We start from the raw sequence: 14,882 nt of genomic DNA, 5'->3' as shown, positions 1-14,882 counted from the left end.
TCGCAACGGAACTCAGCGCAACATCGGCCACACCGTCCGCATTCGGTCGTTCGGTGGACCGCTACCGAGCGCCCTTTCTCTGGATGCTCGAGGGATCCCGGCCGATACCGGCGCCGACCGTGGGGACAACAACGATCAGCAGTCACCGTCGAAACAGAAACGGGACTCGGCCTCCCGGGTCTTTCTCACGCCGAGTGTCACCTCCGCTTCCCGGTCGATGGTCTCCCCCGCACGGGGGGTCTGTCGCAGCACGACCCAGTTGTCGTCGTTGAACACGAACATGTGGCCGTCGATCGGGACGGCCGAGATGTTGCCGATTCCCAGAGCCCGCAGGGCATCCTCTCCGTCACCGAGCACGATCCCGCGCAACGACGGCATCACCGTCGGATTCGGTGGCGGCGCTGTCGAGTCGGCGTCGACCGCCCGGAGCGGCAGACACGCTCCCACGCCCAGGATCACGATACCGACGATACCGATGACGATGGAGCAGAACCTGCGGTGGATTGCACGCATGACGTGACCTCCGACGAGGGAGGGAAAGTGGGGCACGTCCACCGTTGCGGCCCCGTTGTCCGAGGCCTGCCAAAGCGTTTCGGTGTTCGTTCTTCCACCGGGCGCTTCGGCCGTTCCACACCCCTATCGTGGCACGTTCACCGAGCCAGGTCACGCTCTCGAGTGAGTCCGGTTGTCAGCGCGCGAACCACCGCTGCGGTTCGGGAGCGGTGTTCTCGTAGATGTGTTTGGCCTCCTGGAACTCGGACAGTCCCGCGTGGCCCAGCTCGCGACCGACGCCCGAGCGTTTGAATCCACCCCACTCGGCCTGCGGCAGGTACGGACCGAAATCGTTGATCCACACGGTGCCGTGTCGCAGTGCGCGGGCCACGTACTCGGCCTTGCGCGCGTCACCGGTCCACACCGCCGCGGCCAGGCCGTAAGTCGTGTCGTTGCCGATCCGCACAGCCTCTTCCATGTCGGAGAACCGCTGCACGGTCAGGATCGGTCCGAACGTCTCCTCCTGCACGACCCGCATGTCGTCGCGGCATTCGTCGAACACAGTGGGTAGATAGAAGAATCCCTGTGCCAGCGCGGGATCATCGGGTCGCTTGCCTCCGGTGAGCAGCCGCGCGCCCTCCTCGACCCCGATCTCGACGTAGCGCTCCACCTTCGCGCGGTGCTCGGCCGAAACCAACGGGCCGCTCTCGGTGTCGTGGTCGAGGCCGTTTCCGAGTTTGATCCGCTCGACCCGTTCCACCAGTTCGGCCACGAACCGCTCGTGCAACGAGTCCTCCACCACCAGCCGGGTGCCGGCGGAACACACCTGTCCCGAGTGGAAGAAGACCGCGATGAGCGCGTAATCGATCGCGGATTCGAAGTCGGCGTCGGCGAACACGATGTTCGGGTTCTTGCCTCCGAGCTCCAAAGCCACCTTCTTCACGGTGCCCGCCGCCGCACTCATGATCGAACGGCCGGTCGCCAACCCGCCCGTGAACGACACGAGATCCACCTGTGGGCTCTCCACGAGAGTCGATCCCACCGGGTCGCCCGCGCCCAGCACGAGGTTCACCACTCCCGGCGGGGCGCCCGCCTCCTCCGCGAGTTCCGCCAGTTTGATGGTGGTGAGCGGGGTGATCTCGCTGGGTTTGAGCACCATCGTGTTGCCCGCCGCCAACGCGGGCGCCACCTTCCACGAGATCTGGAGCAACGGGTAGTTCCACGGCGCGATCAGCGCGCACACACCCACGGGCTCGTACACCACGCGGCTGCGCACAGCCGGGTTCCCCGCGTCGACGAGTCGGCCGGGATCGGACTCGGCCTGCGCGGCGTAGTACTCGAACACGGAGGTGACATCGTCCACATCGATGCCGCTTTCCACCAGGGTCTTACCCGTGTCGAGTGTCTCCAGTCTCGCGATCTCCGCCCGGTCGCGTTGCAACAGGTCGGCGATGCGGCGAAGCAGCTGCGCCCGGCGCCGCGCCGTCCAATCACTCCATTGCCCACCGTCGAAGGCCTTACGGGCCGCGCGGATGGCCGCGTGCGCATCGGTGGCATCGCCTTCGTCCACTGTGCGCACCACTGATTGGTCGAACGGATTGACTACGTCACGGGTCGCTCCTGCGGAGGCGGACGTCCAACGTCCGTCGATGAACAGAGTGGACATGAAAGTCACTTTCCCGGCGGCGAGCGCCGTGGCCAGCGCGATCTGGTCGATCTCGTTACGGTTGAAGGCGTGTTCGCGACGCCCTACGGCAGACCTTAAAGGCCCGCACCCCCATGCACAGCACGAACGAGCCACGTGAGGGACGGGTTCACACCTATGACCGAGAGACGGAGTGAACCGAATGGCGAACGATGGCGAAGACGAAGCCGAACGGGCACGCGAACTATCCACTCCGGACGTTGCCGAAAAGGGCCACGGTGGACTGAAGCGGCTGGTGTTCGCCGGTTCGGCGACGTTGATCGTCGCCCTGTCGGTGTGGGCGATCATCACTCCGACCGGCGCATCGAACGTGATCGGCACCGCCGTCGGTTGGGTCTCCTCCAACTTCGGCTGGTACTACTTCCTCGTCGCGACGCTCTACCTGGGGTTCGTGGTGTTCGTGGCGGTGTCCCGGTACGGAACGGTGAAACTCGGGCCACAGCATTCCACTCCCGACTACGGGGTGTTCTCGTGGGCCGCCATGCTGTTCGCCGCGGGAATCGGTATCGACCTGATGTTCTTCTCCGTGGCCGGGCCGGTGAGTCACTACCTCGAACCACCGGGAGGAGAAGGTCAGACGGTGGAGGCCGCGCGACAGGCGGTCGTGTGGACCATGTTCCACTACGGCATCACCGGATGGGGGATGTACGCGCTGATGGGAATGTCGCTCGGATACTTCGCGTTCCGCTACCGCCTGCCCCTGGCGATCCGCTCCGCCCTGTATCCCATCATCGGCAAGCGCATCCACGGCCGCATCGGCGACACCGTGGACCTCGCCGCCATTCTCGGCACGGTCTTCGGCATCTCGGTGTCCCTCGGCATCGGCGTCGTCCAGCTCAACTACGGGCTGAACTTCATGTTCGGCATTCCCGAGGGGATCGCGGCCCAGGTCGGCCTGGTCGTGCTGGCCGCTCTCATGGCGACAGCCTCCGCGATGTCCGGTGTCGACAAGGGCATCCGCAGACTGTCCCAGCTCAACATCATTCTGGCGGGCGTGTTGATGCTGTACATACTCGTACTGGAGGGACCGGCACGTCTGCTCAACGCGTTGATCCTCAACATCGGTGACTACATCAGCCGGTTCCCGGCGATGACCCTGAACACCTTCGCCTACGACCAGCCGTTCCCGGCCGAGTGGCTCAACGACTGGACACTGTTCTTCTGGGCCTGGTGGATCGCCTGGGCCCCGTTCGTGGGCCTGTTCCTGGCCCGGATCTCGCGGGGACGCACCATCCGCCAGTTCGTGGCCGCCACACTCATCGTGCCGTTCTTGTTCACCCTCACGTTCCTGTCGGTGCTGGGCAACAGCGCGCTCAGCATCGTGCGGCAAGGCAACATCGAGTTCGGCACCACGGCCATGAACATGCCGGAACAGGGCTTCTACGGGTTGCTCGACCAATATCCGGGCGTCGTCTTCAGCGCGGGCGTGGCCACGTTCGTCGGCCTGCTGCTGTATGTCACCTCCGCCGACTCCGGAGCGTTGGTGATGGCCAACCTCAGTTCCCGGCTGCCCACTCCCCTCACAGACGCCAAACCCTGGCTGCGCGTCTTCTGGGCGCTGGCGACCGGTCTGCTCACCATGGCCATGCTCATCGTCGGCGGAGTGGACGCGCTCACCAGCGCCACCATCATCATGGGGCTGCCGTTCTCGTTCGTGATGCTGATGATCATCTGGGGACTGCACAAAGCCCTGCGGGTGGAGCGTTTCCGCGAGGAAGCGGTGCGCGCCACGCTGCCCTCGTCACTGTCGGTACGCACCGTGTCCTTTCCCGGCCAGGTATCGGGCGCGTGGCAACATCGTTTGGCGCGCGTGCTCAGCTATCCCAGCACGCGCGCGGCGAGGCGGTTCTTGAACGACGTGTGTCGACCCGCTCTGCAGGAGGTGACCGAGGAACTCCGGGCACAGGACGTCGAAGCGGCCCTGACCGAGGACGTCGACGCCACGACCGGGCTGCCGCATCTGACCCTGCGGGTGCCGATGGGGGCCGAGCAGTCCTTCGCCTACCGGTTGCGTCCGGTGGTGCGACCCACACCGTCGTTCGCCACGCGAGCGGTGACCGGGGACGACACCTACTGCCGCGTGGAGGTCTACCTTCCCGAAGGCGGACAGGGCTACAACGTCATGGGCTACACCCGCGACCAGCTCATCGGCGATGTCCTCGACCAGTACGAACGCCATCTGGAGTTCCTGCGGTTGCATCGGGAGACCGAGGCCGGGGAGGTCCTGCCCGATTACACGGCACAAGCGACGGATCAGCCCTCGGGGTCCGAGGAGCCCGGCTGACCGGAAGGATGCGCTCCGTCACCCGCTCGCGGCCAGTGCGATCAGCAGGGCGAGCCGTGTCTTCGGGTCCTCGAGTTCCCACCTCACCAGCTCGTTCATCCTGCGCATGCGATAGCGAACGGTGTTCGGGTGCACGTCGAGCGCCGCGGCCGCCGCACCGAGGTCACCCTGTGTCTCCAACCAGGCTCGCAGGGTCGCTACATACCGAGTGTTGTGGGCGGCGTCGTGCCGGGTCAGTTCCACGATCGGTCCCCGGGTTGGCTGTCTGCCGGCCTCGGCTGCCGTGCGCAGACGTTGCAAGAGGATCTCGTGCCACGCCTCGTCGTACTCCAGGGGCGCGCGGTCGGGCCGGGTGACGTGCAGGGCCAGGCACTCTTCTGCCTCGCGCCTGCCCGCGGGGATCTCGCTCAGTTCACACACACCTCCGATGCCCGCCGCCACCGTGACGTGCTCGGGTAGGTCACGCACCAGTTCGTCCACCCAGTCACGCGCGGGAGCGGGGTCGTCCCCGCACGGCAGGAGTGTGTAGACGGTGTTGCCGAACAGAGTGCTGCGGCCGGGCCGGGACCACCCGAAGCCCGTGGTGGCTCGGTCGTAGGCGAGCAGCACGGCCGCATGTCGCTCGTCGTCGGCGTGTGCCTGCAGCGCCACCACCCGAAAAGTCTCCGGTGGCAGGCCGAGCTTGCCGCACACCGACGCCGCGTCGGGCGTACCGTCCAGTAGCTCGATGACGAGCTCCGATTCCACCTGCCGTTCCAGGTCGGCGCTCACCCGCGAACGCAACAGGTGCAACGCCACTGCCTCGGCGCCGTCCCGCAGCTCCCGTAGCCGCGGCCCGGTGAGTGGCTCGTCGCACGTGACCCACACCGACCCGAGCAGTTCCCGGCCCGCACGCACTCCCGCCACCATGCGACCCCGCAGTCCGTGTTCCGGTGACGGCGCCACGAACAGCGGTTCGGCGGACGTGGCGAGATGCTGAAAAACGCCGCGCTGTTCGAACAGCCTTCGCACCGGCTCCGACACCCGCCGCCCCAGGATGGTGTCCAGGCGTGCCGGGTCCGCGCCCTGCTGCAGTGACGAATAGGCGACCACGCGGGACAACCGGTCCTCGATGGTGACCTGTCCCTCCACGGTGGAAGCGATGGCGTCGGCCAACGCGAACAGATCGCTCGGTCCCCTGCCCGACCGGACCTCCCCGCCTTCCAGCACAAGGCCGTAGACCACACCACACACCTGGCTCCACGACACGGCGGGATCCACGGTCAGCACCGTCACCCCGTGCTCGGCGGCCGTCGCCGTCGCCTCCCGCGCACCGTCGGCGGAGCCGCCCGGATCGTGCACCAACACCACGGCCGCCTGCGCGGCGACGGCCAACTCGACCGCACGGGTCAGCTCGCGCACACCGACGGCCAGCACCACATCGCCCACGGACACCGTCGACTCCGCGGGGTCATGGACGACGACACTGTGCAACTCGGTGTCTCTCGCCGGCACGTTCGCCATCGGACGGACACCGTAACCACTCAGGACGTTGATGAGCCGATCGAGTGTGACCATTCCGCAAGTGTTCCTCGATGAACGCCGAGAACAAAGAACGTGCTCCGGATTGTGTCGTTCCGACAAACGCACTCCGCGAATGGTCGGTCACCCTGGAAGTGCAACGGCGCACAGACAGCAAGGAGGCAGGCGGCCATGGACGGACACATGCGAATCGATGGCGGTCCCCGCACGGCGGTGGTGGTCGGGGCGGGCATCGTCGGCCTGTCGACCGCCTGGTTTCTCCAGGACCGCGGGATCAAGGTCACGGTGGTCGACCGTGACGGCGTCGCGGCCGGGGCTTCCTGGGGTAACGCGGGCTGGCTCTCCCCGGGCCTGGCGATCCCCTTGAACGAGCCGAACGTGCTGCGGTACGGCCTGAGTTCCCTGCTCGACCCCAAGGCCCCGCTCCACGTTCCCGTGAAGCTGGACGTGGGCTTGTGGCTCTTCCTAGCGCAGTTCGCCGCGAACTGCCGGTGGAGCGCCTGGGAACGGGCCGCCCGGGCCAACCTGCCTTTCAACGCCGAGTGTCTCGAAGCGTTCGACGTGTTGACCTCCGGCGGAGTCACCGCACCGACGATCAGTGCTCCCATCACGGCGTTGTTCGAGTTCCCGAGGCAGGCGACCGGGTTGCTGAAGGAGCTGAAACGCATCACGGCCGCGGGCGGCGAGATCACCTACCGAGGGCTCACGGGTGACGAACTGGCCGAAGCCGCTCCGCAGGCCTCCTCCCGTATCGGCGCGGGTGTACGTCTGGAGGGGCAGCGCTTCATCGATCCGGGTGCGTTCGTCTCCGCGCTCGCCGATTCCGTGCGGGAACGCGGTGGCGTCATCTGCAGCGGGTTCGAGGTCGACGCCGTCCGTCCCCGGGGACACGCCGTCACCCTGGAAGCCCGGTCCGGTGAGCTGGTCTCCGGCGACGTCGCCGTACTCGCCACAGGCGCGTGGTTGAACAGACTCGCCCACAGCGGAGGCGTGCGGGTGCCCGTGCGCGCGGGCCGTGGCTACTCGTTCACGGTTCCCACGGACAAGCCGGTACCGGGCCCCGTCTATCTCCCGGACGTTCGGGTGGCCTGTACTCCGTACCGCGGCGCGCTGCGAGTGGCGGGCACGATGGAGTTCCGCGGACCGGACGACCCACTCGACCGCGACCGCATCAAGGCCATCATCGACTCGGCCCGTGATCTGCTGGACGGTGTGCGCTGGGACGAGCGCACCGACGAATGGGTCGGCCCGCGACCCGTCACCCCGGACGGCAAACCATTGGTCGGCGCCACCAACGCCCCGGGCGTGTACGTGGCCGGTGGGCACGGCATGTGGGGGCTGACCCAGGGCCCGATCACCGGTCTTCTCCTCGCCGAACAGATCGCCACGGGGAAGCAGCCAGAAGCGCTGCGTTCGGTCGACCCGCTCCGCTGACCGTCCGTTGTGGTCGTTTGGGCGCGGTATTACGTCCTTACACCGATTCCGCCCGTTCGATGGTCACCCTTCCTTGTGATGCAACTTTCACCCCGACCGTGGCCGCCCTAATGTTCATCCCGTTAGGAACACAAAGCACAGCCTGGGGTCCGGATATGTGTCCGGAAGGGACTGTCATGAGCAAGAGCGCCAACCAGATCGTCGCCGGTGACCGGATCACCTACCTCGCGGGGACGCCTGTCGGGATGGAGAAACTGTTCCGTAACGGGGAGGTCGTCGCCTTCCCGATCTCCGACCCGTACACCTCGGTTCTGTGGTTTCCGACCCGACCCGACGATGCCGACGACGAGACCGAACCGGTGTGGGTACGTCACGACAAGGTCGTCGACGTGGTACCGGTCGATTGACAATGGAATGAGAGTGCAACACGTCGGCGCCGACGGTGATCACCGTCGGCGCCGACGTGTGTCCGCCCCTCTGACACCCTCCCCCTCTGACGCTCTTCGCCCTTCCCTGCAACCGACTCGACAGAATTTTGCCGATCTCCCCCTTATGGGGGTGCCTCTTCACCTGAGCCACCTCAATGGCACAATCCGAAATTCGGCCATCATCCGAACGAGGGAAAAAACGCTGCCGAGGAAGGATTGCTCGTGGCTGACGGTGACCTCTCCCGCCGCCGTTTCCTGCGCAGGGCCGCCCTGGTCGGCGCAGGTATCGCGGTACCGCTGACATCCGGTTACGTGGGCTACCGCCTCCCGCGCGACGACACGGCGAGCGCTCCGACGAACGACGAACTCACCACACCTCCGGGAGTGCACCACTTCCGCTCCCGCCCCGACCTACGCCCTCCGAAGCTGACGATCACCGAGACCGACAAGCCCCCGGCCAAGCCCGAGTACCTGTTCCTCTCCCCCAAGGCCTACCAGGACAACAGCCCCAGCCAACCCGGCTTCATGATCGCCGATCGCCGTGGTCGGCCGATCTGGTTCCTGCCCCGAGAGGGCCACGACCTCGTCCCCATGGACTTCAAACGTCAGACCTACCAAGGCGAGCCCGTCCTGACCTGGTGGCAGGGCCGCGTACTCGCCGGGTACGGAGAAGGTGTCGGAGTCATCTACGACAGCTCCTACCAACAGGTCGCCGAAGTCCGCATGGGCAACGGCAAGAAGGCCGACCTCCACGAGTTCCTCATCACCGAGGACGACACGGCACTGCTCATCGGCTACCACGCCACGCAGGCCGACCTGTCCTCCATCGACGGCCCCGGCGACGGTTGGGTCTACGCGGGCATCGTGCAGGAAGTCGACATCGCCAGCGGCGAGGTGCTGTTCGAGTGGGACAGCCTCGACCACGTCGCGGTCGAGGAGACCTATCACGAGCTGGGTGACCGCGGTACGGAAGAAGCCCCGTTCGACTACATCCACCTGAACTCGATCGAACCCACCGCCGACGGCGGCTTGGTGTTGTCGGCCCGCAACACGTGGGCGTTGTACAAGATCTCGCGGTCCACCGGCGAGGTCGAATGGCGCCTGAACGGAAGGAAATCCGATTTCGACGTCGAGGAGCTCGCCCAATTCTCGTGGCAACACGACGCGCGGCTGCACTCGGGCGACCGCATCGCGCTGTTCGACAACTCCTCCTCACCTCCGCAGGGGCCACATTCGCGAGGCCTGGTGCTGAAGGTGGATTATCAGCGCCGCAAGGTGTCGGTGGACCAGGAGTTCGTGCACCCGGCCCGCTTGCGTGCCGACAACCAGGGCAGCATGCAGCTGTTGGAGCACGGCGGCGCCCTCGTCGGTTGGGGTTCACAGCCCTACACGTCGGAGTTCGACTCCTCGGGTGAGATCGTGCTCGACAGCCAGTTTCCCGAGCCCGATCAGTCGTATCGCGCGCGCACGTTCGACTGGACCGGCCGTCCCGCGGAGAAACCCGCTTTGGCCGTCGGCCCCAACAAGGCGGGTGGCCGCACGATTTACGCCAGCTGGAACGGCTCCACCGAGGTGGAACAGTGGCGGGTGCTCGCAGGTACCTCGCGTTCCTCGTTGAAGCCGGTCGCCCTGGCCCGCCGCAGCGGCTTCGAGACGGCGGTGGTCGTGAACAACGACGGCCCCTACTTCGCGGTGATCGCGCTCGACGACGACGGCAAGGAACTCGCGCAGTCCGACCCGATCAAGGAGGGCGAGGAAGGATAGAGGAAGTTCGAGGTCGTCGCTCAAGCGACGACCTCGAACCGACCTCGAACGACCTCAGCGGATCCGCAACACGACCTTGCCCTTGGCGGCGCGGGTGTCCAGCTGGGTCAACGCCGTGGCGGCGTCGTCCAGCGGGTACGTCGCACCGATCGGCGGGTCGAGCAGACCGTCCTCCAGCAACGAAAGCAGCTCGGCCCACTGTTCCCGCAGGTACTCCGGTCGCGTGGCCCAGAACGCACCCCAGCCGACGCCGACGACGGCGATGTTGTTCAACAACAGCCGGTTGACCTTCACGGTGGGGATCTCCCCGGCCGTGAAACCGATGACGAGCAGTCGGCCCTCCGGCGCCAGACACCGCAGCGAATCGGTGAACCGGTCGCCGCCCACGGGGTCGACCACCACATCCACTCCCGCGCCGCCGGTCAGCTCCTTCACCTCCGCACGGAAGCCCTCGGGCGACACAACGTGTTGGGCACCCATTTCGCGGGCCAGGTCGCCTTTCTCACTCGACGACGTCACGGCGATCACACGAGCGCCCAACGCCGACGCCAGCTGGACCGCAGCGGTGCCCACACCACCACCCGCCCCGTGCACGAGCACGGTCTCGCCCTTGCGCAAGGCACCGCGTCGGGTGAGCGCGAAATGCACGGTGAGGTAGTTCATGGGCAGCGCGGCGGCCGATGTGAACGACAGCCGATCCGGGATGGGGAACACCGCGTGACTCGGAGCGGCCACGGTCTCGGCGAAACCACCCAGACCGGGGAACGCCGCCACGCGATCGCCCGGACGCACAGGCGCGTCCTCGGGAGCCGAACGCACCACACCGGCCACCTCGGTGCCCGGCACGAACGGCAATTCCGGCTTGTACTGGTAGAGCCCGCGGGTCTGAAGCACGTCCGGGAACGTCACCCCGGCCGCGTGCACATCGATCACTACGGCGTCCTCGGCGCCCTGGGGCTCGTCGACGTCGGTCACCCGCAGAGCGGAAGGGCCGTCGAGGGTGACGATCTGCGCAGCGCGCATGTATGACTCCTTCGTCCGGTCAGCCGCCGTCGGTGATGGGCGACACGGAAAGGCACTCTAGGGCCGACACGACGATCATGACGAGCCCGAAGTGAACGCCACCACGTTGCGGGCAGACTATTCCCGGCGCCCCGCACCGATCAGAACGCGGTAGAGCAGCAGGATCACCAACGCGCCGAGAACCGCCAGTCCCCACGTGCGCAGGTCGAAGAACGTGCCGAGATCGACGTCGAACGCCGTTCTCCCGATCCAGCCGCCGAGCAACGCGCCACCGATACCGAGCAACACGGTGACCAGGCAACCGCCGGGGTCACGGCCCGGCGTCAGCAGCTTCGCGATGGCACCGGCGAACAGTCCGAGGACCAGCCAACCCAGTACTCCCATGTACTCAGCGTACGGACTCCGTGATCACCGGAGGGCGCTGAAGCCGTGTGATCCGGGCGGGTATTCCCCGCGTGTCGTTCGCCGGTCGCCCGAGGGGCGTCTCACCCCGGTCTGGCCGAGGTGTCCTCCCAAGCGAGCACGTCGAGCAGTTTCTGCTTCAGGATCGGCGTGAGAGTCTCCATGTAGGTCCTGCTGACATGGTTGTCATCCATGTAGATCAGCACGTTACCGATCACGGGCGGGCACGTGGTCGGGGTGCAGAAGTAGTCGCTCAGGTCCACAAACGAGGTGTTGCCGGGCATGTTGCCCACCACCTCGTACGGCGGCCTGGCGTGATACATCTGCCCCCGTAGGCGCGAACATTCCTCGGACGTGAAGTCGTTGAGCTGCACACACTCGGGAGGTTCGAAGTCGAACCGCGGGTTGTCCCGGATACCGACCACGGGAATGCCCTCCTCGCCGAGCCTGCGCCACTGCTCGACGTAACCCGCAGGGGTCCACTCCTTGAGGCCCTCCCGCACGTCCCGGGTGGCCATCGTGATCACCGCATCGGGTCGGAGGTCGATAATCTCGGGCAGAATACGGGAGTTCCAGTCGACACAGGCCTGGTTGGAGGGCATGTCCTCGTTAGCGGTGAACGGGCACCCCGGCCTGTGGAACAGGTAGAGCTGCCAGTCGAGTTCCCGCGCGATCTCGCGCAACGCGCCCGACAGCTGGAAGACGTGCGAGTCACCGACCGCGACCACGCGGCGGGTGGGCTCGACTCCCTCTGGCGGGTTCATCACGCAGTGTCGGATCTTCTCACCGTCGACGTCCGTTTCCTCGCATTCGTCGGGTCCCCACGCGACCCATTCACTCGGCACGGCGGCGAACGGTGGAACGACACTCGCCTCGGGGTCGTAGGCCGGCCTGCCCACCGCCATGGCCTGCGCACCGGGGTGCTCCAGGTCGTCGACCTGGAGATCGAAGGACGACCGCTGCTCGGTGACGTACTGCCACACCCCCGCGGAGGCCACGACGGGTACGAGCACGAGGACGGCGAACCGGTAGGCGCCCCACCGCGTGGCCGTCCCGATCCTGGAGTTGCGGACCGGGTTCTCGATGAAGTGGTAGGTGAGCGAGGCGAGGACGAGCGAGAGTGCGATCACACCGGCGCCACCACGTGGGCCGATCTCCGCCTGGGCACGCACGACCAGGTAGAACAACAGGATCGGCCAGTGCCACAGATACAGCGAATAGCTGATGTTGCCCAGGTAGATCAGCGGCCGCGACGACAGGAACCGGTCGGCGCCGATCTTGCTGCCGGTCGCGCCGGCCACCAGCACCAGCGCGGCCGAGACCATCGGCCACAACGCCACGTAACCGGGGAACATGGTGCCGACCTGCAGCACCATGCCGCAGGAGACGAGCCCGACAACCCCGAGCCAGCCGCACAGGATCGCCAGCCAACGCGGGAGCTCGATCCTGTCGATGGTCAGCGCCAACAGGCCGCCGAACGCGAACTCCCACACCCGCGTGGCCGAGTGGAAGTAGGCCAGAGGCTGGTTCACCTCCGTCAGCCACACCGAATACGCCAGCGACACCGCGAACAGCACCAGCAATGTGGTGAGCAGCGTCGTGTACATGTTCCAGCGGAAACGCCGGACGGCCACCGCCAGCAGCGCGATCAGCAACGGCCAGACGAGATAGAACTGACCCTGGATCGACAACGACCAGAAGTGTTGCGTGATACTCGCGCCGCTGTTCTGGGCGAAATAGTCGGCCGAGTCGGCGGCGAGCTGCCAGTTCTCGAAGTACAGCGCCGAGGCGATGACTTCCTTGGCGGTCTGGACCCAGCGATGCTCGGGCAACCACACCAAAGCGGCGACCATCGACGCGGCGAGGACCGTCAAAGCCGCGGGGAACAGCCGTTTGAATATGCGTCCCCAGAATGGACGGAACTCGATCCGTCCTCGCATGCTCGCGCGGAACAGTTGTCCGGTGATGAGGAAGCCGGAGACGAAGAAGAACAGATCCACGCCACCGGAGATGCGGTCGAACCACACGTGGTAGACGACCACCAGGAGCACGGCGAGCGCCCGAAGCCCCTGCAGTTCCGGACGGAACTTACGTTGCTGTGATGGTGCCGGTACGGAAGCGCTCTTGTCGTTCAGAGCTTCCCGCAACGTGGTCATCGCCGGAGAGTCCTCCCAAGTTTTGACCCAGGTCGCCTCGACCGACCAGACCTGGTGGAGCTGACGCAGCTCTGGCACGGTATCCCCTTTCCAGGGCGAACCGCCTCGCGGGTGGTACCCGGAGCATGCCGCCCGGCCACGGTATGGGAAGTCGCCGGTCACCGCACAGTGGCCCCCTGCGTCCTGCTAGCGTGAGACGGCGGACGGCGTCGGGTGCTCCGAGCCGAACAGGGCGAATAGGAATGAATGGGAGCACCGTGCTCGCCTCAAATGAGTCGAGGCACACACGCCGTCGAGCACGGGGAGAAGAACGTGGCCGAGCAGACCGGGGCAACCGCGATCGTGACCGCACGCGATGTCGAAGCGGCGGCCGAAAGACTCACGGACGTGTTGCCGCCGACGCCCCTGCATCGCAACGAGCGCCTGTCCCGGCAGCACGATCTCGACGTGTGGATCAAGCGAGAAGACGCGAACTCCGTCCGCTCGTACAAGGTGCGCGGCGCATACAACCTCATGAGCCGCCTGGCGGACGAACAACGCTCACGCGGCGTGGTCTGCGCCAGCGCAGGCAACCACGCCCAGGGCGTGGCGTACGCAGGCGCCGCACTCGGGATCGAGGCTCGGGTGTACCTGCCGCGAACGACCCCGAGGCAAAAGCGGGAACGCGTGGCTTGGCTCGGCGGCAAGCACGTGCAAGTGGTGGTCGAGGGTGAAACCTACGACGACGCCGCGGCCGCCGCCCAGGCGTACGCGGACTCCACGGGCGCGGCGGTGATCCCCGCCTTCGACGATCCGCGCACCATCGCCGGGCAGGGCACGGTGGCGAAGGAGATCATCGAACAGCTCGGGCACGAACCCGACGCGGTGGTGGTCCCCGTCGGTGGCGGCGGCTTGCTCGCGGGCACGTTGGCCTGGCTTCGAAAACGGCACCCCGGTGTGGACGTGGTGGGCGCCGAACCGCTCGGCGCGACGAGCATGGCACGGGCGCTTGAAGCGGGCGGCCCCGTCTCCCTGGATACGGTCGACCCGTTCATCGACGGCGCGGCCGTCCGCATGGCGGGCGAGTACACGTATGCGATCACCGCGCGCCACACTCCCCGGCTCGTCGCCGTGCCCGAGGGTCGGGTTTGTGTGGAGATGCTCGAGTTGTATCAGTCCGACGGGATCATCAGCGAGCCCGCGGGTGCGCTCGCGTCGGCGTCTCTCGGGCTGGCCGAGCTGAACCTACCCCGCGGCTCCACCGTGGTGTGCGTGCTGTCCGGCGGCAACAACGACGTCAGCCGCTATGCCGAGATCGTGGAACGCGCTCTGATCTTCGAGGGGAAGAAGCATTACTTCCTCGTCGATTTCCCCCAGGAGCCGGGTGCGCTGCGCCGGTTCCTCGACGACGTCCTCGGTCCCGACGACGACATCACCCTGTTCGAGTACGTCAAGCGCAACAACCGTGAGACCGGCCCCGCGCTCGTGGGCATCGAACTGGGAATCACGGAGAACCTGCCCGCCCTCCTGGAACGCATGCGGCGGGCACCGCACCGCGTCGAGAAGGTGGAACCGGACAGCCCGCTTTTCACCTTCCTGACGTAACGCTTCCCGCACCGGGGTCGAAACCCTTCACGTGGGTATACCCGCTTGGGTAGTGCGTGAAGGGAGCGTCGGTGATGGTGACGTCCACG

General features: G+C 66.6%; 11 protein-coding genes. 5 read left to right on the top strand and 6 right to left on the bottom strand.

The window, feature by feature from the left end; all coding sequences use genetic code 11:
- Positions 1-135: 135 nt before the first annotated feature.
- Both M7H19_RS14515 and M7H19_RS14510 read right to left on the bottom strand, forming a co-directional pair.
- Positions 136-513, bottom strand: a complete 378-nt coding sequence (locus M7H19_RS14515; protein ID WP_298181623.1) for a PASTA domain-containing protein — start codon at positions 511-513, stop codon at positions 136-138.
- A 175-nt stretch (positions 514-688) separates the two neighbouring features.
- Positions 689-2,158, bottom strand: a complete 1,470-nt coding sequence (locus M7H19_RS14510) for an aldehyde dehydrogenase family protein (protein WP_298181620.1) — start codon at positions 2,156-2,158, stop codon at positions 689-691.
- A 181-nt stretch (positions 2,159-2,339) separates the two neighbouring features.
- On the opposite strand from M7H19_RS14510, the gene betT reads away from it, so the two are divergent.
- Positions 2,340-4,481, top strand: coding sequence for a choline BCCT transporter BetT (betT, locus tag M7H19_RS14505; RefSeq protein ID WP_298181618.1), 2,142 nt, complete (start codon positions 2,340-2,342; stop codon positions 4,479-4,481).
- 18 nt (positions 4,482-4,499) lie between these two features.
- Here the strand turns inward: betT and M7H19_RS14500 are convergent, their stop codons facing one another.
- The gene (locus M7H19_RS14500; RefSeq protein ID WP_298181615.1) at positions 4,500-6,038 is read right to left on the bottom strand and encodes a PucR family transcriptional regulator; all 1,539 of its coding nucleotides are present in this window, start codon (positions 6,036-6,038) and stop codon (positions 4,500-4,502) included.
- Between the two features lie 135 nt (positions 6,039-6,173).
- Here M7H19_RS14500 and M7H19_RS14495 point away from each other — a divergent pair, with 135 nt between their 5' ends.
- The 3 genes from M7H19_RS14495 to M7H19_RS14485 all read left to right on the top strand — a co-directional run bounded on the left by M7H19_RS14495 (position 6,174) and on the right by M7H19_RS14485 (position 9,628).
- Positions 6,174-7,436: an FAD-binding oxidoreductase gene (locus tag M7H19_RS14495; protein ID WP_298181612.1), complete on the top strand. Its 1,263-nt coding sequence runs from the start codon at positions 6,174-6,176 to the stop codon at positions 7,434-7,436.
- A 176-nt stretch (positions 7,437-7,612) separates the two neighbouring features.
- Entirely contained in the window at positions 7,613-7,843 is a 231-nt protein-coding gene (locus tag M7H19_RS14490) for a hypothetical protein (RefSeq protein WP_298181610.1), read from the top strand.
- Positions 7,844-8,086: 243 nt separating this feature from the next.
- Complete coding sequence (locus tag M7H19_RS14485; protein WP_298181608.1) at positions 8,087-9,628, top strand: arylsulfotransferase family protein; 1,542 nt, start codon at positions 8,087-8,089, stop codon at positions 9,626-9,628.
- A gap of 54 nt (positions 9,629-9,682) precedes the next feature.
- Here M7H19_RS14485 and M7H19_RS14480 read toward each other — a convergent pair whose 3' ends face one another.
- The 3 genes from M7H19_RS14480 to M7H19_RS14470 form a co-directional block, all read right to left on the bottom strand.
- Entirely contained in the window at positions 9,683-10,651 is a 969-nt protein-coding gene (locus M7H19_RS14480) for an NADPH:quinone oxidoreductase family protein (RefSeq protein WP_298181606.1), read from the bottom strand.
- Between the two features lie 117 nt (positions 10,652-10,768).
- On the bottom strand, positions 10,769-11,035 hold the full coding sequence (locus M7H19_RS14475; protein WP_298181603.1) for a GlsB/YeaQ/YmgE family stress response membrane protein: 267 nt from the start codon (positions 11,033-11,035) through the stop codon (positions 10,769-10,771).
- Between the two features lie 101 nt (positions 11,036-11,136).
- Positions 11,137-13,209 carry an acyltransferase family protein gene (locus M7H19_RS14470; RefSeq protein ID WP_298181752.1) on the bottom strand — a complete coding sequence of 691 codons (2,073 nt, stop codon included), beginning with the start codon at positions 13,207-13,209 and terminating at the stop codon, positions 11,137-11,139.
- A gap of 270 nt (positions 13,210-13,479) precedes the next feature.
- On the opposite strand from M7H19_RS14470, the gene ilvA reads away from it, so the two are divergent.
- Positions 13,480-14,793, top strand: a complete 1,314-nt coding sequence (gene ilvA, locus M7H19_RS14465; RefSeq protein WP_298181600.1) for a threonine ammonia-lyase IlvA — start codon at positions 13,480-13,482, stop codon at positions 14,791-14,793.
- Positions 14,794-14,882: the final 89 nt, after the last annotated feature.

Origin of the sequence: Saccharomonospora sp., assembly GCF_027317685.1 — a bacterium.
Taxonomy (GTDB): domain Bacteria; phylum Actinomycetota; class Actinomycetes; order Mycobacteriales; family Pseudonocardiaceae; genus Saccharomonospora.
Note: the sequence above shows the minus strand (reverse complement) of the source record. Positions and strands in the feature narration are given on the sequence as shown.

Bases quoted from the DNA above. Each gene is read 5' to 3' on its own strand.
- M7H19_RS14515 (WP_298181623.1), bottom strand. From the start codon at position 513: ATGCGTGCAATCCACCGCAGGTTCTGCTCCATCGTCATCGGTATCGTC.
- M7H19_RS14510 (WP_298181620.1), bottom strand. From the start codon at position 2,158: ATGTCCACTCTGTTCATCGACGGACGTTGGACGTCCGCCTCCGCAGGA.
- betT (WP_298181618.1), top strand. From the start codon at position 2,340: ATGGCGAACGATGGCGAAGACGAAGCCGAACGGGCACGCGAACTATCC.
- M7H19_RS14500 (WP_298181615.1), bottom strand. From the start codon at position 6,038: ATGGTCACACTCGATCGGCTCATCAACGTCCTGAGTGGTTACGGTGTC.
- M7H19_RS14495 (WP_298181612.1), top strand. From the start codon at position 6,174: ATGGACGGACACATGCGAATCGATGGCGGTCCCCGCACGGCGGTGGTG.
- M7H19_RS14490 (WP_298181610.1), top strand. From the start codon at position 7,613: ATGAGCAAGAGCGCCAACCAGATCGTCGCCGGTGACCGGATCACCTAC.
- M7H19_RS14480 (WP_298181606.1), bottom strand. From the start codon at position 10,651: ATGCGCGCTGCGCAGATCGTCACCCTCGACGGCCCTTCCGCTCTGCGG.
- M7H19_RS14475 (WP_298181603.1), bottom strand. From the start codon at position 11,035: ATGGGAGTACTGGGTTGGCTGGTCCTCGGACTGTTCGCCGGTGCCATC.
- M7H19_RS14470 (WP_298181752.1), bottom strand. From the start codon at position 13,209: ATGACCACGTTGCGGGAAGCTCTGAACGACAAGAGCGCTTCCGTACCG.
- ilvA (WP_298181600.1), top strand. From the start codon at position 13,480: ATGAGTCGAGGCACACACGCCGTCGAGCACGGGGAGAAGAACGTGGCC.